Below are 17,216 nucleotides of genomic sequence, written 5' to 3'. Positions count from 1 at the left end.
TGCGTGGAGGTGGGGACGGCGCCCGGAGTGGTGGCGGTGCGGGATTCGAAGGCACCGCGGCACGGCGTGCTGTCCTTCTCGCCGCACCGGTGGCGGGCCTTCCTCCGCTCGCTGCGCTGATCGCCGGCGCGCGGCCGGCGGGAACCCGGTGGTCGCGCCGGTCCGAGCCTGCGCCGACCTGCGTGCCGCATCGGGGTGGCGGCGGTCCGTCCGATCCCGTTCGCGCGGACGGGTCCTTCGCCGGCGGGCGGCCCGCCGCGGCCGGTCGCCGGTGCCGCGAGCGGGGCCGGGGTGTCCGCGACGGGCGGGTTCGCGGGCGTCGGAAGTGCGCCGATGTGGTCGGCGTCATGCGGGGTGGTGCGTAGCCACGCTAGCGCCATCCCTACCCTCGGAACCGTGAACCCGACCGAGCTCGCCGCCTCCGGACCGCTGCTGCTCGCGGCCGCGATCGCGGTGCTCGCCGGGGCGGTCAGCTTCGCGTCGCCGTGCGTGGTGCCGCTGGTGCCCGGCTACCTCGCCTACCTGGCGGGCGTGGTCGGCGCGGAGGCTCCGCCGGTGGATTCCGCGGAGGCGCGGCAGGCGCGCCGCGGCCGCTGGCGGGTGGCCGGTGCCGCGCTGCTGTTCGTCGCCGGGTTCACCGTCGTCTTCGGCGCCGGAACGCTGCTGCTGCTCGGGCTGTCGGACGCGCTGGTCGAGAACGAGCTGCTGCTGCAGCGCATCGGCGGCGTCGTGACGGTCGCGATGGGGCTGGTGTTCCTCGGCATGATCCCCGCGCTGCAGCGGGACGTGCGGCTGCACCGGGTGCCCCGGGCGGGCTTGTGGGGTGCGCCGCTGCTCGGCGCGGTGTTCGGGCTCGGCTGGACGCCGTGCCTGGGCCCGACGCTGACCGGGGTGATGTCGCTGGCCGTCGGGACCGACGTGGGCGCGGGCACCGCGGTGCGCGGGGTGCTGCTCGTCGTGGCCTACTGCCTCGGGCTCGGACTGCCGTTCGTGCTGCTGGCGCTGGGTGCGCGGTGGGCGGTGCGCAGCACCGACTGGTTGCGGCGCCGGGGCCGCGCCATCCAGATCGCGGGTGGCGCGCTGCTGGTCGTGGTGGGCGTGCTGCTCGTCACCGGGCTGTGGGGAGAACTGATCTCAGTGCTGCGCGAACCCGTCGCCGGATTCGAGACGCCGATCTGATGTCCTGGATCCGCACCCTGCCGGCGTTCCTGCGCAACACCTGGCGCGGCCTGACGTCGATGCGCACCGCGCTGGTGCTGCTGTTCCTGCTGGCGATGGCGGCGCTGCCGGGCGCGCTGATCCCGCAGCGCTCGCTGAACCCGGCCGAGGTGGACAAGTACTTCACCGAGTACCCGGACCTGGCGCCGCTGCTGGACAAGGCCGGCGCGTTCGAGGTGTTCAGCTCGGTCTGGTTCGCCTCGATCTACGTGCTGCTGTTCATCTCGCTGATCGGCTGCCTGCTGCCGCGCTGCTACGAGTACTACAAGCAGCTGCGCGGCAGGCCGGTGCGCACCCCGCGGAACCTGTCCCGGATGCCGCACCACGCTTCGGCCACTGTGGACGGTTCACCGGAGGAGGCGCTGGACGCCGCCCGGCGCAGGCTGCGCGGCTGGCGCAAGGAGGAGCGCACCGAGGAGGACGGCACCCGCTCGATCAGCGCCGAACGCGGCTACCTGCGGGAGGCCGGGAACCTGGTGTTCCACTTCGCGCTGGTCGGCCTGCTGGTGACGGTCGCGGGCGGCAAGATCCTCGGCTACGAGGGCCAGGTGATCGTGCCCGCCGACGGCTCCGAGTTCTGCAACTCCGGCACCTACAACTACGACTCGTTCCGCGCGGGCCTCAGCGTGGACGGCACCCAGCTGAGCCCGTTCTGCCTGCGGGTCGACGACTTCGACGCGACCTACCAGCACACCGGGCAGGTCGCGAGCTACCGGGTCGGGATGCAGTACCAGGCGGGCGCGGACCTCGACGCGGACCAGTGGCGGCCGTACGCGCTGCAGGTGAACCACCCGCTGCGGATCGCGGGCGACCGGATCTACTTGACCGGCAACGGGTACGCGCCCCGCTTCACCGTGACCTTCCCGGACGGGCAGCGGCGCACCCAGCTGACCCAGTGGCAGCCGATGGACGTCACGACGATGTTGTCCCAGGGCGCCACCAAGTTCGACCAGCCGGGCGTCACCGACGAGGTGCAGCGGCGGCAGACGCAGCTCGCGGTGACCGGCCTGTTCGCGCCGACCGCGGCCTACGACGGCAAGGTGCTCGGCTCGCAGTTCCCAGACCTGCTCGACCCGGCGGTCGCGGTGGACGTGCTGCGCGGTGATCTCGGGCTCGACTCCGGGCGCGGCCAGTCGATCTTCGGCGTGGACCAGAAGATGGTGGACTCCGGGCGGTTGAAGAAGGTCGCGCGGCAGAACCTGCGCGTCGGCGAGGAGATCCGGCTCGACGACGGCACCACCGTCCACTTCGACGGCGTGGAGCGCTGGGCGAACCTGCAGATCTCGCACGACCCGTTCCAGCCGTACGTGCTCGGCTTCGCCATCGCGGTGATCTTCGGGATCAGCGCCTCGCTGAGCATCAAGCGCCGCCGGATCTGGGTGCGGGTGGCTCCCGCCCCCGGGACCGGCGCGGACGATCCCGCGCGTACCGTTGTCGAGGTCGGCGGGCTGGCCCGGACCGACCAAGCGGGTTACGGCGAGGAGTTCACCCGGCTGGCCAAGGACCTGCTCGGGACGGACGGCGCCGACGCGGAGCCGCCGAGGGCTGCCTCCGCAGGTGGAAGGAAGAGCTGATGACGGTCGACCAGACGTTGTCCAACTACAGCGACATGGCGTTCGCGACCTCGGTCGTCGTCTACATCGCCGCCATGCTGCTGTACTTCGCGGAGTTCGCCTACGGCGGCCGGAAGCAGCAGCCCCGCGCGCGGGAAGCGCAGCTGGTCACCGCGGGCGGCGACGGCGCCGACACCGCGACCGGTGAGCGCATCGGCCGCATCGACACCCCCGCCAAGCGCCCGCTCCCGGAGCGGTTCGGCGGCATGGCCGTGTCGATGACGGTGCTCGGCATCCTGGTGCACGCGGCCTCGCTGGTGTTCCGCGGCGTCGCCACCGGCCGCGCGCCGTGGGGCAACATGTACGAGTTCGGTTCGGCGATCTGCCTGGCCGCGGTGGTCGCGTGGACGATCGTGCTGTTCCGGCAGCTGCGCGCCGAACGCCGCGAGGCCTCGCCGGCGCAGCTGCGCGGACTCGGCGGGTTCCTGCTGCTGCCCGTGGTGGTGCTGCTGTTCCTGTCCGGCACCGTGCTCTACGCGAAGGCCGCGCCGCTGCAGCCCGCGCTGCAGTCCTACTGGATCGTGATCCACGTGAGCGCCGCGATCATCTCCAGCGGTGCGCTGCTGTTCGCCGGGGTCGCCAGCGTGCTGTTCATGCTGCGGTCGCGGCACGAGAACAACCCGTTGAAGCTGGCCCGGTTCGGGGCGCGGCTGCCCGCCAGCCAGGCGCTGGACCGGATGGCCTACCGCGCCACGGTGATCATCTTCCCGGTGTGGACGTTCGCGATCGTCGCCGGCGCGATCTGGGCCGAGGCCGCGTGGGGCAGGTTCTGGGGCTGGGACCCGAAGGAGACCTGTTCGTTCATCGCGTGGGTCGTCTACGCTGCGTACCTGCATGCGCGTGCGACTGCGGGGTGGCGTGGGGTCAAGGCGGCGTGGATCAACATCGCCGGTCTGGCGGTCATGATCTTCAATCTCTTCTTCATCAACATCGTCGTCTCCGGACTGCACTCGTACGCTGGGCTGTGAGTTCATGATCCGATCCGGAGTGCGACCCCGGGCCACCCGTTCCGCAGCGGAACCGGGTGGCCCTCGCTCATCCCGGTAAAGGTCGAACCGATGTGTGGGAGGTACGGGAACGGTGACCGGACGGTACGAAGAGCCCGAAACGCAACGCGATGCGGGCTCGGCCTCGCCCGGTGCGGACTCGGCGCAGCAGGCCAGCGGCACGACGGATCACGCGACCCCGGACTACGGTGACGGCGCGCAGCCGTACGCGGAACCGGGCACCAGGCCGAACACCCCGGTGCAGGGCGGGCAGCAGCCCCAGCCGCCGAACGTCCCCAGTGGACAGTCCTTCGGCGGGGCGCAGTACACCGAGGCCACGCCCTCCGGGCCGCAGCAGCAGGCGAGCCAGTCCGGCCCGTACCAGGTGCCGTCCGGGCCGCAGCAGGTTCCCGGCGGCCCCTCGGGCCCGTACTCGGTGCAGGGCGGGCCCTCCGGTCCGTACCAGGTGCCGGGCGGGTCCGGGCCCTACCAGGTCTCCGGCGGCCAGTCCGGTCCGTACCCGGTGGGCCAGCAGCCGAACCCGTACGCGCCCGTCGCCGGGCCGTTCCCGCAGCAGCAGGGCTACCCGCAGCAGCCCCCGCAGGGCGGGCAGCCGCAGCAGCCCCAGCAGCAGCCCGGCGCGAAGCAGCAGCAACCCGGCGTGCCGTTCGGCAAGGACCTCGCCTCCTCGCAGCTGCTGCGGCAGACCAAGCGCGCCCCGCAGTCCGGGTGGCGCAAGGCGCTCTACGTGGCCAGCGGCCGCTCCATCAACCTCGGGGAGAGCGCCGCGGACCTGCGCCGCCGCGAGCTGATCGGCCGGATCAACCAGCCGCTGCAGGGCTGCTACAAGATCGCGATGCTGAGCCTGAAGGGCGGCGTCGGCAAGACCACGACCACCGCGACCCTCGGCTCCACGTTCTCCTCGCTGCGCGGGGACCGGGTGATCGCGGTCGACGCCAACCCGGACCGCGGCACGCTCAGCCAGAAGATCCCGCTGGAGACCACCGCCACCGTGCGGCACCTGCTGCGCGACGCGCAGCGCATCCGCAAGTACAGCGATGTGCGCTCCTACACCTCGCAGGGCCCGAGCCGGTTGGAGATCCTCGCCAGCGAGCAGGACCCGGCGGTCTCCGAGGCGTTCAGCGAGGACGACTACCAGCGCACCGTGACGCTGCTGGAGCACTTCTACAACATCGTGCTCACCGACTGCGGGACCGGGCTGATGCACTCGGCGATGAAGGGCGTGCTGGACGTCGCCGACTCGCTGGTGATCGTCTCCTCCAGCTCCATCGACGGGGCGCGCAGCGCTTCGGCCACGTTGGACTGGCTGGACGCGCACGGGTACGGGCAGCTGGTGTCCCGCTCCGTCGCCGTGATCAACTCGGTGCGGCCGGGTTCCGGCAAGGTCGACGTGGACAAGCTCAGCGCGCACTTCGGTTCGCGCTGCCGCGCGGTGTCCCGGATCCCGTTCGACCCGCACCTCGAAGAGGGCGCCGAGGTCGAGCTCGACCAGCTCGCCGCCCCGACCCGGCTGGCGCTGCTGGAGCTGGCGGCGATCGTCGCCGACGACTTCCCGCAGGCCTTCGGCAGGCAGCGCCAGGCCTGACGAGCCCTCTTCCCGCTCGTTCGGCGCAGTGGTCGGGTGGCGGAACCTCAGCGCCCTCCTCGCTGCGGGATCGTTTTCACAGGTGGCTCCGCCACAGGAGAAAACGCTGTCCTCGCGAGGAGGGCGCTGAGAACCCGCGGGTGGTCCTTCTGCTCGGGTGGGCGCTGCTCAGCGGCTTCGCCGCTGACGGGGAACGGGCACCGCTCGTCGGGTTCTGGGCCTGGTCCGGGTTTTGCGCCGTTGCGTGCGAACGGCCCGCCGTGCCGGTTCTCCGGTGGGCGGGCCGTTCGGCGTTCACGGGGCGGGTCTCAGCCCTGCTCGTCGTTCTTCCGGTCGCGCTGCTGCTCGGCGAGGCGGCGCAGGAACTCCGGATCGTCGTCCGGGGCCAGCGGCGCCCTGCGCGGTGCCGAGGCCGGGCCGTCGCTCGCGGCATCCCGCACCGGGCCGAACGCGCGCCACATCAGCACGCTCACGGTGAGCGCACCGATCGCTGCCAGGACGTAGATCATCAGGGCACCTCCACTCCTCCCCACGAGGTTAGCCGGAGAGCGGCGGGAGGTGGGGTGCGCCGATCGGGGAACATCGCGAAGTGTCGGGAAGCTCCGGCGATCGGGTGCCGGGCGGAGGCGCCGGGGCGGTCCGGCGACGGGCCGTGCCCGGCCCACCTCGGGCGTGCGAGCGCACGCGGAGGCGGGCCGGGCGCGAGCCGATCGTCGGGACGACTCAGGCGGAGCGGACGTCGTTGGTGAGTTCCGCCAACAGCGTCCGCACTTCCGATTCGCGGAACCGGCGGTGCCCGCCGGGAGTGCGGATCGAACCGATCCGGCCTGCCGTCGCCCATCTGGTCACCGTCTTCGGGTCGACCCGGAACAACGAGGCGACCTCACCGGGGGTGAGCAGCTGTTCCTGACCGTTCTGGCGAGACTGGGGAGTCGTCGCGGTCACAGGGGACCTCCACAATGCGGACGGTTTTCGGGCATTCCGGTCGCATCCTGGCACTCGGATGGTCAGGTACTCGAACATTCGACTCCAGGTAAAGGGAAGGTAAGGGACGAAAGCGGCGCTTCGGGCGAGACGGGGCGGAATCGCCGCGACCCCCGTGTTCTACGCTGGTTGACGTGCAGGAACAGCAGACGGAAGCGGTCGCGGAGTCGTCCCCGCCGACCAACCTGGCGCGGGACATCGCGCTGTACACCGTGGTCAGGCTGGCCATGCTGCTCGTGGTCACCGCCGTGATCGCGCTCTGCGGCGTCCCGCTGCTGGTGGCCGCCGCCGTGTCCGTCGTGGTGGTGATGCCGCTGTCCATGCTGGTCTTCGGCGGGTTGCGCCGCCGCGTCGCCACCGGCATGGTGCACCGCGCCCGGCGCCGCGAGCAGCTGCGCGCCCAGCTCCGCGGGGATCGCGAGCACGCCGATGACGAGCACTGACGCCCGGGCCGCCGGGGCGGTGCGGGACCGCTCCTGCGCGCGTACCAGGGCCTGGACCAGCGAAGCCGTCCGGATCATCGAAGCCGACGCGAACCGCAGCGCGGACACCCACCTGCTGCGCTTCCCGCTCCCGGCGGAATGGGGGATCGACCTCTACCTCAAGGACGAGTCAACCCATCCGACCGGTTCGCTCAAGCACCGGCTGGCCCGATCCCTGTTCCTGCACGCCATCTGCAACGGGTGGGTGACGGAGAACACGCCGGTGATCGAGGCGTCGTCCGGTTCCACCGCCGTTTCCGAAGCGCACTTCGCGCAGCTGCTGGGGCTCCCGTTCATCGCCGTGATGCCCCGCTCCACCAGCCCGGAGAAGGTCGCGCTGATCGAACGCCACGGCGGCACCTGCCACTACGTGGACCAGCCGGGCGCGATCTACGACGAGTCCCGCAGGCTCGCCGCCGAGCTCGGCGGGCACTTCATGGACCAGTTCACCCACGCCGAGCGCGCCACCGACTGGCGGGGCAACAACAACATCGCCGAGTCGATCTACGAGCAGCTGGCGCTGGAACGGCACCCCATCCCGGAGTGGATCGTCACCGGGGCGGGCACCGGCGGCACCAGCGCCACCCTCGGCCGCTACATCCGCTACCGCAGGCACGACACCCGGCTCGCCGTCGTCGACCCGGAGCACTCGGTGTTCTACGACGCCTGGTGCCACGGGGATCGGGACCGCACCGGGGACCGCGGCTCGCTCATCGAAGGCATCGGGCGGCCGCGGGTCGAACCGTCCTTCGTCGGCGAGGCCATCGACCGCATGATCAAGGTCCCGGACGCGGCGTCCATCGCCACCATCCGGTGGGCCGAAGCCGTGCTCGGGCGCCGCGTCGGCGGGTCCACCGGCACCAACCTGTGGGGCGTGTTCGGGCTCGTCGCCGAGATGGTGCGGGCCGGGCGGACCGGGAGCATCGTCACGCTGCTCTGCGACGGCGGGGAGCGCTACGCCCACACCTACTACGACGACGAGTGGGTCGCGGGCCACGGCTTCGACCTCGCGGGCCCGCTCGACGCGCTCGACGAGTTCCACCGGACCGGGGCCTGGCCCGCCTGAGCGGCCGTGCGCGGTCCGCTCGGCGCGGGCACGTAGTCTGCGATCAAGCCACGAGGTTCCGAGGAGGGGGCATGCGCAGGTCGATGAGCACAGCCGTCGCGCTGGTGCCCGCGGCGCTCGTGGTGGTGCTCGCCGCGTGCACCACCGGCGGTTCGCTGCCGATGCCGAGCAGCGCACCGGAGACCAGCGGCAGCGACGAGTCCGAACCGGAATCCGTCACCCCGTCGATCACCCGCGAGGTGCCGCCGCAGCGCCGGATCGGGCTCGCCGACGCCTCCGCCGAGCAGCTGTGCGGGCTGGTCACCGTGGACGAGCTCGGGCAGCTCGCCTACCCGGTCCGCCACGGGGTGCCGCGCGAGATCGGCTTGGAACCGCCGGTGCGCGGCTGCCAGTTCGCCGCCGAGAACGGGGTGCGGTCGATCCTCGTCGGCACCCAGCCCGAGGGCTACGCCGAGCTCGGCCAGGACGAGGTGCGGCTCGGCGAGCGGCCCGGGACCGAGACGCTGCGCGCCAACGACTGCACCGTGTTCGCCGCAGCGTCCGGGGCGACGCTGCAGGTCACCGCCCGCGCCGCCGAAGCCGACGGCGACGAGTGCGAGACCGCGCAGGGCGTGGCCCAGTACGTCCTCGCCGGAGTCCGCTGACCGCTCGTCCTTCAACTCGCCCGGCGGGTCTTGTCGTTCTCCTGTCAGCGCGAAGCGCTGAGCCGACGACCACCCGAGACACCGGCACTCCCGCTGAGGTTCCGCCACCCCAGCGCTGAGCAACGGGAGTCCGACAGACCCTCAGCCGAAGGCCAGCGCCAGTGCGGTGGTGGCGCCCCAGACGAGCATCGCCAGTCCGGTGTCCCGCAGCGCGGGGATCAGCTTGCGGCCGGTGCCGCCGCGCGTCACCGCGAGCACCGAACCGATCAGCAGCGGCAGCGCCAGGAACCCGAGCAGCGCCCAGGTGTTGCGCAGCCCGATCAGCACGGTGATCAGGAACGGGATCAGCACCAGCGACACGTACAGCGTCCGGGTGTCCCGGTCGCCCAGCAGCACCGCCAGCGTCCGCTTGCCGGTGACCCGGTCGGTCGGGATGTCGCGCAGGTTGTTCGCCACCAGCACCGCGCTGGAGAACGCGCCGATGCCGACCGCCCCGCCGATGCCGAAGCCGCTGATCGTGCCCGCCTGCGCGTACATGGTGCCGAGCACCGCGACCAGGCCGAAGAACACGAACACGGCGATCTCGCCCAGCCCCGCGTACCCGTACGGCCGCTTGCCGCCGGTGTAGAACCAGGCGCCGGCGATGCACAGCGCGCCGACGGCCAGCATCCACCACTGGCCGCTGAGCACCACGACGCCGATCCCGGCGAGCGCGGCCAGCCCGAAGCAGCCGAACGCCGCGTTGCGCACCGCCGCCGGGTTCGCCGCACCCGACCCGACCAGCCGGAACGGGCCGACCCGGTCGTCGTCGGTGCCGCGGATGCCGTCGGAGTAGTCGTTCGCGAAGTTCACCCCGGTGATCAGCAGCAGCGACACCGCGAGCGCCAGTGCCGCGATCGGCACGCTCCACAGGTCGACCCCGGTCGCCGCCCCGGTGCCGACCAGGACCGGTGCGATCGCGTTGGGCCACGTGCGCAGGCGCGCGCCCTCAATCCACTGCTTCACCGTCGCCATGTGAATCATCTTCGCGCATCACTCGTCGTCACCGGCCGAGAGTCGCGCGCAACGCGCGCCGGTCCGGTTTGCCGGGGCCGCGCAGCGGCAGCTCGGCGAGGAATTCGACCCGCTTGGGGGCGCCGGCCGCGCCCGCCCGGTCCCGCACCGCCGCGCGCAGCTCGGCGACCGGTGGTGGTGCGGCCGGGTCGGCGGGGACGACGGCGGCGACCACGGCCTGGCCCCACTCGGGGTCGTCGACGCCGAGCACGCAGACCTCCCGGACCCCGGGGTGCTCGGCGAGGATCCGCTCGACCAGCACCGGGGCCACGTTCACCCCGCCGGTGATGATCACGTCGTCGGCGCGGCCGAGCACCTCCAGCCGTCCGTCCGCCAACCGGCCCAGGTCGCCGGTGCGGAACCAGCCGTCCCGGAACGGGCTCGCGCCCGAGCTGCGCCGGTAGCCGCGGGCCAGCGTGGGCCCGGACAGCGCGACCGGACCGGAGCCGTCCGCGGCGGCCTCGACGTGCACCCGCACGCCGTCCAGCGGCGTCCCGTCGTACACGCAGCCGCCCGCGGTCTCGCTCATCCCGTAGGTGGTGATCACGCGCACCCCGGCCGCGGCGGCCCGCTCGCGCAGCGCGGGCGGGGTCGCGGCGCCGCCGAGCAGCACCGCGTCGAACGCGCGCAGCGCCGCCAGCCCGGCACCGCCGTCGTCCAGCAGCCGGCGCAGCTGGGTGGGCACCAGCGCGGTGTAGTGCCTGCCGGGGTCCGCGAGGCAGCGCTCGGCCGCCGCCGCGAACCGGTCCGGGCGGAACCCGCCCGCGGTGTCCACCGCCACCGGGTCGGTACCGGCGACCAGCGAGCGGACCAGCACCTGGATCCCGGCGACGTGGTGCGCGGGCATCGCCAGCAGCCACCGCCCCGGCCCGCCCAGGTGCCGGTGCGTGGCCGTCGCGGAGGCGCGCAGCGCGGCCGCGGGCAGCAGCACGCCCTTCGGGGTGCCGGTGGAACCGGAGGTGGCGATGACCAGCGCGGTCGGGTCGGCGGGGTCGTCCTCGCCGGGTTCCAGCGGGGTGCCCGCCCCGAGCGCCCGGAGCACGTCGTCGTCCGGGCCCGCCGCGTCCACCGGGAGCAGCGCGGGGCCGTCGCCGTCGAGGGCGCGGCGCAGCGCGGGCAGCACCGTCGGCGCCCGCTCGCCGGGCGGAACGGGCAGCGGCCGGAGTTCGCGGGCGGTCGGCATGCCCGCCATCTTGCGCCTGCCGCCGCCCGGGCCGGGGCGGCGGTGGGCGGCGGAGTGCGATCGCTCACCAGTTCGGATGAGATCGCTCAACTGTTCGACTGCCGGGGTCGATGTTGGGGGAGTAGCGACCTGCGAGCGAAGGCGGTGCGGACGATGGACTCCTGCGGTTTCCCGAGCGGCGGGCGGACCACGGCGGCCCGGGGCCGGTCAGTAGTACCAGGGGAACGGCGTCCAGTCCGGGTCCCGGCGCTCCAGGAACGAGTCCCTGCCCTCGACGGCCTCGTCGGTCATGTAGGCCAGCCGAGTGGTCTCACCGGCGAACAGCTGCTGTCCGACCAGGCCGTCGTCGATCGCGTTGAACGCGTACTTCAGCATGCGCTGCGCGGTGGGCGACTTGCCGTTGATCTCCCGTGCCCACTGCAGGGCGGTCGCCTCCAGTTCCGCGTGCGGCACGACCTCGTTGACCATCCCCATCCGGTGCGCCTGCTCGGCGTCGTAGGCGCGGCCGAGGGCGAAGATCTCGCGGGCGAACTTCTGCCCGACCTGCCGGGCGAGGTAGGCGCTGCCGAAGCCGCCGTCGAAGCTGCCGACGTCGGCGTCGGTCTGCTTGAAGCGGGCGTGCTCGGCGCTGGCGAGGGTGAGGTCGCACACCACGTGCAGGCTGTGCCCGCCCCCGGCGGCCCAGCCCGGCACGACCGCGACCACCAGCTTCGGCATGAACCGGATCAGCCGCTGCACCTCGAGGATGTGCAGCCGACCGGCCCGCGCGGGGTCCACGGTCTCGGCGGTCTCACCGGCGGCGTACTGGTAGCCGGAACGGCCGCGGATCCGCTGGTCCCCGCCGGAGCAGAACGCCCAGCCGCCGTCCTTCGGCGAGGGCCCGTTCCCGGTCAGCAGGACGCAGCCGACATCGCTGCTCATCCGGGCGTGGTCGAGCGCGCGGTACAGCTCGTCGACGGTGTGCGGGCGGAAGGCGTTGCGCACCTCGGGGCGGTCGAAGGCGACGCGCACGGTGCCGCGCCCGGGACCGTCCTCCACGCACCGGTGGTACGTGATGTCGGTGAAGTCGAACCCGCTGACGGGTTCCCACGCGGCCGGGTCGAACAGCTCGGAGACAGGCGAGTTCAGCACGCCTGGGACAATAGGTGCCGCCTCGGCGTGATGAACACCAGGAGGGCGCCGACCGGTGTGAGCGGCTGCACTTCGCTCGTCCGGGGGGCCACCGGGTCGAAGGGGCTCGGCGGTTGCGGCGACACTGGAAGCGGTCGGCAGGCAGCGTGCGAGGGAGTCCGGGGTGATGGGTTGAATCCGTCCACGGCACAGGCCGAGGTCATCGTCGACGAGCTGATCCGCAACCAGGTCCGGCACGTGGTGCTCTCCCCGGGGTCGCGCAACGCGCCGCTCTCGTTCGCGCTGCACCGCGCCGCGCAGGAGCGCCGAATCCGGTTGCACGTCCGCATCGACGAGCGCAGCGCCGGATTCCTGGCCCTGGGGATCGCGGCGCGCAGCGGTCGGCCGGTGGTGGTGGCCGGGACCTCGGGCACCGCTGCGGCGAACCTGCACCCGGCGGTCAGCGAGGCGGCGCAGGCGGGCATCCCGCTGATCGTGCTCACCGCGGACCGCCCGCCGGAGCTGCGCGCGGCCGGGGCCAACCAGACCATCGACCAGCACCGGATGTTCGGACCGCAGGTGCGGATGTTCGACGAGCTCGGCGTGGCCGAGAACCGGCCCGGGCAGCAGGCGTACTGGCGCAGCCAGGTCTGCCGCGCCTGGCACGCCTCGCTCGGGTCGGCCCGCTCCGGACCGGTGCACCTGAACCTGCCGTTCCGCGAACCGCTGGTGCCCACCGGGGACACCACGTGGTGCGAGCCGCTGTCCGGGCGCGACGACGGGGCGCCGTGGATCGAGATCTGCGGCGACGGCGCCCACCCGAGCAGCCTGCACGCGCCGGCCGCCCGGCGGGGACTGGTGCTCGCCGCGGACGGCAGCGCCGACGCCGCGGGGGAGTGGGGCGAGCGGTACGGCTGGCCCGTCGTCTCCGAGACCGGCGGGGTCGGGCTCGCCGGGGGCGCGGCCATCAGCACCGGGATGTGGTTGCTGAACCAGCCCGAGTTCGTGCGCGAGCACCGCCCCGAGCAGGTGCTCTGCGTCGGCAGGCCGACCGTGTTCCGCCAGGTGCAGTCGCTGCTGACCGACGCCGGGGTGGAGGTGCTGCTGGCGCACGGCGGAGACGTGGACTGGCCGTCGCCGGGGCACGCGGTGCGCGAGATCGCGCACACCTTCGGCGCCGGGCCCGTCCGCGAGGCCGACCCGCACTGGCTCACCGCCTGGCAGCAGGCCGACCACAAGGTCGCCGCCGCGCTGCACGCGGCGCTGGACCTGGAGCGCTGGCCGAACGGGCCGGTGCTGGCCCGCGACCTGGTCGACGAACTGCCGGAGCGGTCGCTGCTGGTGCTCGGTTCGTCGAACCCGAGCCGGGACGTGGCGCTGGCCGCACGGCACCGGCCGGACGTGGCGGTGCACCGCAACCGCGGGGTGGCGGGGATCGACGGCACGGTGTCCACCGCGATCGGCGCGGCGCTGGCGCACGACGGACCGACCTACGCGCTGCTGGGCGACCTCACGTTCCTGCACGACGGCAACGGCCTGCTGCTGGGGCCGCAGGAGCAGCGCCCGGACCTCACCATCGTGGTGCTCAACGACGACGGCGGCGGCATCTTCTCGCTGCTGGAGCAGGGCGGCCCGGAGCACCGCGACTCGTTCGAGCGGGTCTTCGGCACCCCGCACGGCACCGACCTCGCGCAGCTGTGCGCGGCGCACGGCGTGGAGCACGTGCGGGTGCGGCAGCGCTCGGAGTTCCCGGCGGCGCTGCACGGGCCACCGGGGCTGCGGGTGGTGGAGATCCAGGCCGACCGCTCGCAGACCAGGAGCCTGCACGCGCGGCTGCAGGCCGCGGTGCACTCGGCGCTGATCGGCTGACCTGTTCGGGGCCGTTCGCGGTCCGGTATCGACTCCGGATCCGGTGCCCGGTCGCGAGCGGTACACCCGCGACCCGGTGCCTCCCGATCCGGTACCCGCTGCGGTCCCGTGCCCCTGCGGGTCCCGTGCCCGCTGCGGGCGCGACACCGCCCCCGGCCTCGCGCGGTCACTTCTGGACCCGTTCCTCCCACCTGGTGAGAGGGCGCGGGGGTGCTCCCGGCCACCGGTCGACCGCGCGCAACCTGCCGGGTCTCGGGCCCGGGCTCGGCTGCTCGCCGAACACCCGCACCCCCGATGAGCTGGGCGGGAGCCGCGCGGGCGGGGGCCGGCCACCACCCGTCGGGCGGGCGGCCGGGGCGAAAGCCGGTGCCGGCGGCGCGCCGTTCACCCAGAACTGGTGAAAAGCCCCGCGTTCGGGCGCTCGCGCCGCCCTGATCACGTTCGTACGCTGCTGGAAAACAGCTGATCTTGCCGGAGGTGCTCTGTGTTCAAGCGAACCGGTCTGCGGGCTGCGGTGGCCGCGTGCTGTGCGGCGGCCTTCGTGGCGACCCCCGCCTTCGCCGGAGCCGGCAGTCCCGGCGCGCCCGGCGCGGGCGACCCGTACTTCCCCGAGTACGGCAACGGCGGCTACGACGTGGCCCACTACGACGTGCGGCTGCGCTACGAACCGAAGGACGACCACCTCGCCGGGACCACGACGATCGTGGCGAACCCGACCCAGGACCTCACCGCGTTCAACCTGGACTTCGCACTGCCGGTGAAGTCGATCCGGGTCAACGGTGCCCCGTCGACCTTCGAGCAGCGGGGCACCGAGCTCACCGTCACCCCGCCCGAGGAGCTGCCCGCCGGTCGCCAGTCCACGTTCGTCGTCGAGTACGAGGGCGTGCCGTCCGCCGTCGAGGTCGACGGCCTCAACCCGTGGATCCGCACCGCCGACGGCGCGCTCGCGGTCGGCGAACCGGAGATCTCCGCGTGGTGGTTCCCCGGCAACGACCACCCGCGGGACAAGGCCACCTTCGACATCGCCGTGGACGTGCCGGAAGGCACCGAGGTGCTGTCGAACGGCGTGAGCACCGACACCTCCACGCTCGCCGGCCGGACCACCTGGAAGTGGCGGACCACCAAGCCGACCGCGACGTACCTGGCGTTCCTCGGCATCGGGCAGTACGAGATCAACACCAAGCCCGGTGCTTTCGGCCAGCCCTTCGTCACCGCCTACGCCGACGGGCTCGGCGACGTCGAAGGCGCGGCCAAGGCCAGCGTCGAACGCACCCCGGAAGTGCTGGACTTCCTCTCCGGGCTGCTCGGCGAGTACCCGTTCGAGGCCCAGGGCGGCGTGGTCCCGGCAGAAGGCCTCAGCTTCGCGCTGGAGAACCAGACCCGGCCGACCTACAGCCCCAAGTTCTTCGCGAAGGGCGCGAACACGTCCGTCGTCGTGCACGAGAACGCCCACCAGTGGTTCGGCGACTCCGTGTCCGTCGACACCTGGCGCGACATCTGGCTGAACGAAGGCTTCGCCAGCTACGCCGAGTGGCTGTGGTCGGAGCAGCAGGGCACCGGCACCGCGCAGGAGCTGTTCGACCACTACTACTCCTCGCTGCCCGCCGACGACCCGTTCTGGCAGATCGCTCCCGGTGAACCCGGGCCGGAGAACATCTTCAGCGACGCCGTCTACGACCGCGGGGCGCTCACCGTGCACGCGCTGAGCAACGTCATCGGCCCCGACGCGCTGCTCGACGTGGTGCGTACCTGGGTGCAGGACAAGCGGTACTCCACCGGCACCGTGGAGGAGTTCATCGAGCTGGCCGAGCAGCGCTCCGGCCGGCAGCTCGACGAGTTCTTCCAGAACTGGCTGTTCACCCCCGGCAAGCCCGCGGCCACCCCGGAGAACGGGATCCCGGCCTCGGCGACCAGGGCAGCGGTGGTGCCGCCGAAGTCGGTCGCCGAGATCGACGCGACCCACGCGCTCGTGCACGCCCACCACTGATCGTGTGACGGCGCACGCCGGCCGGGACGGGTCGGGCGGCGGAACCTAGCGGTCCGCCGCCCGGTCCACCCGGGCCGGCCGTCAGTCGTCGGCGAGCGCGTCGCGGATCGGCCGGAGCTTCGCCGCCGCCTCCAGCACCTCCGCGTCCGGATCGGACCCGGCGACGATGCCGCACCCGGCGAACAGCCGGGCCCGGCGGCCCCCGGTCGCGCCGTCCGCGGTCTCCAGCTGCGCGCAGCGCAGCGCGATGCCGAGCTCCCCGTTGCCGGCGCCGTCGACCCAGCCGACCGGGCCGCTGTAGCGGCCGCGGTCCATGGCCTCCAGGCGCTCGATCAGCCGCACCGCGGCGGGAGTCGGCGTGCCCCCGACGGCCGCGCTCGGGTGCACCGCGGCGGCCAGCCGCAGCAGCGCCGCGACCCCGTTGTCCGCGGCGTGCTCGTGCAGTTCACCCGTGATGTGCGAGGCCAGGTGCAACACGTTGCGCAGCCGGAGCACCTCGGGGTGCTCCGGGACCGACAGGGCCGCGCAGAACGGGCGCAGTTCCGCGGCCAGCGACTCGGCGGCGAACGCGTGCTCGGAGAGGTCCTTCACCGAGGCCAGCAGGCCGGACGCCAGCTCGTCGGCGCCGACCCCGGGCCGCGGCCAGCTCGTCCCGGCCAGCACCCGGGACCGGACGTGCCGCCCGGTGCGCTCCAGCAGCAGCTCCGGCGTCGCCCCGACCAGCCCGTCCACCGCGAAGGTCCAGCACCCCGGGTAGCGCGCGGCGAGGTTGCGCAGCAGGTAGCGGGCGTCCAGCGGCTCCGCCGCGGTGGCGAGCAGGTCGTGCGCCAGCACCACCTTGCGCACCCCGTCCGGATCGCCGGCCCCGGCCGGTTCGAGGATCCGCACCGCCTCCGCCACCGACCGCCGGTAGTCCGCCGCCGACACCGCGCCCGGCTCGTACCGCACGGCGCCGGGCTCGCGCACCGGCCGGGCCGGTCGCCGGGCCGGATCGCCGACGGTGGTGATCCAGCGGACGCCGTCCCGGCAGCCCACCACGACCTCCGGCACCACCACGACCGAGTCCCCCGGCCGGTCCGCGAACGCGAAGCTGGTGAACGCGACCGGGCCGCTGCCCGGCAGCCGCACCTCGTCCCGCACGTCCGCGGCCGCGCACAGCGCGTGCCACCACTCGTCGGCGGCGGCGAACCGCTCCGGCCCGGACGTCGTCAACCGCGCCGCGCAGCCCCAGCCGACCAGACCCGCCCCGTCGCGCACCCAGCTCAGCGGGGCCTCGTCCGGCAGCAGCTCCAGCAGCGGCGCGGTGCGCCGGGGGTCGTCGTCGGGGAGCACCGAGGTGCGGACGGTCAGCGGAGTCGGGGAGGGCGCCACGCGACGAGCCTAGGTGCGGCGGCCCGTGGTGGTCACCGCGCGGC

The 17,216-nt window shown here is 73.4% G+C and carries 16 protein-coding genes; 10 read left to right on the top strand and 6 right to left on the bottom strand.

Features of this window, described 5'->3' with window-relative positions:
• Positions 1-3: 3 nt before the first annotated feature.
• From H1226_RS26365 to H1226_RS26345, 5 genes are all read left to right on the top strand, one after another.
• Positions 4-120, top strand: coding sequence for a DUF397 domain-containing protein (locus H1226_RS26365; RefSeq protein ID WP_373689990.1), 117 nt, complete (start codon positions 4-6; stop codon positions 118-120).
• A gap of 276 nt (positions 121-396) precedes the next feature.
• A complete protein-coding gene (locus tag H1226_RS26360) occupies positions 397-1,179 on the top strand; it encodes a cytochrome c biogenesis CcdA family protein (RefSeq protein WP_224956977.1) in 783 nt (260 codons plus the stop codon).
• The gene (resB, locus tag H1226_RS26355) at positions 1,179-2,792 is read left to right on the top strand and encodes a cytochrome c biogenesis protein ResB (protein ID WP_258343837.1); all 1,614 of its coding nucleotides are present in this window, start codon (positions 1,179-1,181) and stop codon (positions 2,790-2,792) included. Before H1226_RS26360 ends, resB begins: the two co-directional genes overlap by 1 nt.
• Positions 2,792-3,799, top strand: a complete 1,008-nt coding sequence (gene ccsB / locus H1226_RS26350; protein WP_258343835.1) for a c-type cytochrome biogenesis protein CcsB — start codon at positions 2,792-2,794, stop codon at positions 3,797-3,799. Before resB ends, ccsB begins: the two co-directional genes overlap by 1 nt.
• Before the next feature lie 112 nt (positions 3,800-3,911).
• A complete protein-coding gene (locus H1226_RS26345; protein WP_258343833.1) occupies positions 3,912-5,423 on the top strand; it encodes an AAA family ATPase in 1,512 nt (503 codons plus the stop codon).
• 308 nt (positions 5,424-5,731) lie between these two features.
• Here the strand turns inward: H1226_RS26345 and H1226_RS26340 are convergent, their stop codons facing one another.
• Both H1226_RS26340 and H1226_RS26335 read right to left on the bottom strand, forming a co-directional pair.
• The gene (locus H1226_RS26340) at positions 5,732-5,932 is read right to left on the bottom strand and encodes a hypothetical protein (RefSeq protein ID WP_258343831.1); all 201 of its coding nucleotides are present in this window, start codon (positions 5,930-5,932) and stop codon (positions 5,732-5,734) included.
• A gap of 214 nt (positions 5,933-6,146) precedes the next feature.
• Positions 6,147-6,368, bottom strand: a complete 222-nt coding sequence (locus tag H1226_RS26335) for a BldC family transcriptional regulator (protein WP_184476042.1) — start codon at positions 6,366-6,368, stop codon at positions 6,147-6,149.
• 173 nt (positions 6,369-6,541) lie between these two features.
• On the opposite strand from H1226_RS26335, the gene H1226_RS26330 reads away from it, so the two are divergent.
• From H1226_RS26330 to H1226_RS26320, 3 genes are all read left to right on the top strand, one after another.
• A complete protein-coding gene (locus tag H1226_RS26330; RefSeq protein WP_258343816.1) occupies positions 6,542-6,850 on the top strand; it encodes a DUF4229 domain-containing protein in 309 nt (102 codons plus the stop codon).
• Positions 6,837-7,955: an L-cysteine desulfhydrase Cds1 gene (locus H1226_RS26325; RefSeq protein ID WP_258343814.1), complete on the top strand. Its 1,119-nt coding sequence runs from the start codon at positions 6,837-6,839 to the stop codon at positions 7,953-7,955. The genes H1226_RS26330 and H1226_RS26325 overlap by 14 nt, the downstream gene beginning before the upstream one ends.
• A gap of 71 nt (positions 7,956-8,026) precedes the next feature.
• Complete coding sequence (locus tag H1226_RS26320) at positions 8,027-8,599, top strand: DUF3558 family protein (RefSeq protein WP_224956967.1); 573 nt, start codon at positions 8,027-8,029, stop codon at positions 8,597-8,599.
• A 141-nt stretch (positions 8,600-8,740) separates the two neighbouring features.
• Here H1226_RS26320 and H1226_RS26315 read toward each other — a convergent pair whose 3' ends face one another.
• The 3 genes from H1226_RS26315 to H1226_RS26305 all read right to left on the bottom strand — a co-directional run bounded on the left by H1226_RS26315 (position 8,741) and on the right by H1226_RS26305 (position 11,966).
• The gene (locus tag H1226_RS26315; protein ID WP_224967074.1) at positions 8,741-9,613 is read right to left on the bottom strand and encodes a 1,4-dihydroxy-2-naphthoate polyprenyltransferase; all 873 of its coding nucleotides are present in this window, start codon (positions 9,611-9,613) and stop codon (positions 8,741-8,743) included.
• A 28-nt stretch (positions 9,614-9,641) separates the two neighbouring features.
• Complete coding sequence (gene menE / locus H1226_RS26310; protein ID WP_258343805.1) at positions 9,642-10,835, bottom strand: o-succinylbenzoate--CoA ligase; 1,194 nt, start codon at positions 10,833-10,835, stop codon at positions 9,642-9,644.
• A 207-nt stretch (positions 10,836-11,042) separates the two neighbouring features.
• Positions 11,043-11,966 carry a 1,4-dihydroxy-2-naphthoyl-CoA synthase gene (locus tag H1226_RS26305; RefSeq protein WP_224956957.1) on the bottom strand — a complete coding sequence of 308 codons (924 nt, stop codon included), beginning with the start codon at positions 11,964-11,966 and terminating at the stop codon, positions 11,043-11,045.
• A 171-nt stretch (positions 11,967-12,137) separates the two neighbouring features.
• Here H1226_RS26305 and menD point away from each other — a divergent pair, with 171 nt between their 5' ends.
• The gene (gene menD, locus H1226_RS26300; RefSeq protein WP_224956956.1) at positions 12,138-13,814 is read left to right on the top strand and encodes a 2-succinyl-5-enolpyruvyl-6-hydroxy-3-cyclohexene-1-carboxylic-acid synthase; all 1,677 of its coding nucleotides are present in this window, start codon (positions 12,138-12,140) and stop codon (positions 13,812-13,814) included.
• A gap of 484 nt (positions 13,815-14,298) precedes the next feature.
• Positions 14,299-15,801, top strand: a complete 1,503-nt coding sequence (locus H1226_RS26295; RefSeq protein ID WP_258343792.1) for a M1 family metallopeptidase — start codon at positions 14,299-14,301, stop codon at positions 15,799-15,801.
• A gap of 81 nt (positions 15,802-15,882) precedes the next feature.
• On the opposite strand, the gene H1226_RS26290 is transcribed toward H1226_RS26295, so the two are convergent.
• A complete protein-coding gene (locus H1226_RS26290; protein ID WP_258343791.1) occupies positions 15,883-17,172 on the bottom strand; it encodes an isochorismate synthase in 1,290 nt (429 codons plus the stop codon).
• Positions 17,173-17,216: the final 44 nt, after the last annotated feature.

The organism is Saccharopolyspora gregorii, from assembly GCF_024734405.1.
In the GTDB taxonomy this organism is placed as follows: domain Bacteria; phylum Actinomycetota; class Actinomycetes; order Mycobacteriales; family Pseudonocardiaceae; genus Saccharopolyspora_C; species Saccharopolyspora_C gregorii.
Note: the sequence above shows the minus strand (reverse complement) of the source record. Positions and strands in the feature narration are given on the sequence as shown.

What these genes read in the sequence shown, in the direction of transcription:
- resB (WP_258343837.1), top strand. Translation starts at nt 1,179, where the DNA reads ATGTCCTGGATCCGCACCCTGCCGGCGTTCCTGCGCAACACCTGGCGC.
- ccsB (WP_258343835.1), top strand. Translation starts at nt 2,792, where the DNA reads ATGACGGTCGACCAGACGTTGTCCAACTACAGCGACATGGCGTTCGCG.
- H1226_RS26340 (WP_258343831.1), bottom strand. Translation starts at nt 5,932, where the DNA reads ATGATCTACGTCCTGGCAGCGATCGGTGCGCTCACCGTGAGCGTGCTG.
- H1226_RS26325 (WP_258343814.1), top strand. Translation starts at nt 6,837, where the DNA reads ATGACGAGCACTGACGCCCGGGCCGCCGGGGCGGTGCGGGACCGCTCC.
- H1226_RS26320 (WP_224956967.1), top strand. Translation starts at nt 8,027, where the DNA reads ATGCGCAGGTCGATGAGCACAGCCGTCGCGCTGGTGCCCGCGGCGCTC.
- H1226_RS26315 (WP_224967074.1), bottom strand. Translation starts at nt 9,613, where the DNA reads ATGGCGACGGTGAAGCAGTGGATTGAGGGCGCGCGCCTGCGCACGTGG.
- menE (WP_258343805.1), bottom strand. Translation starts at nt 10,835, where the DNA reads ATGCCGACCGCCCGCGAACTCCGGCCGCTGCCCGTTCCGCCCGGCGAG.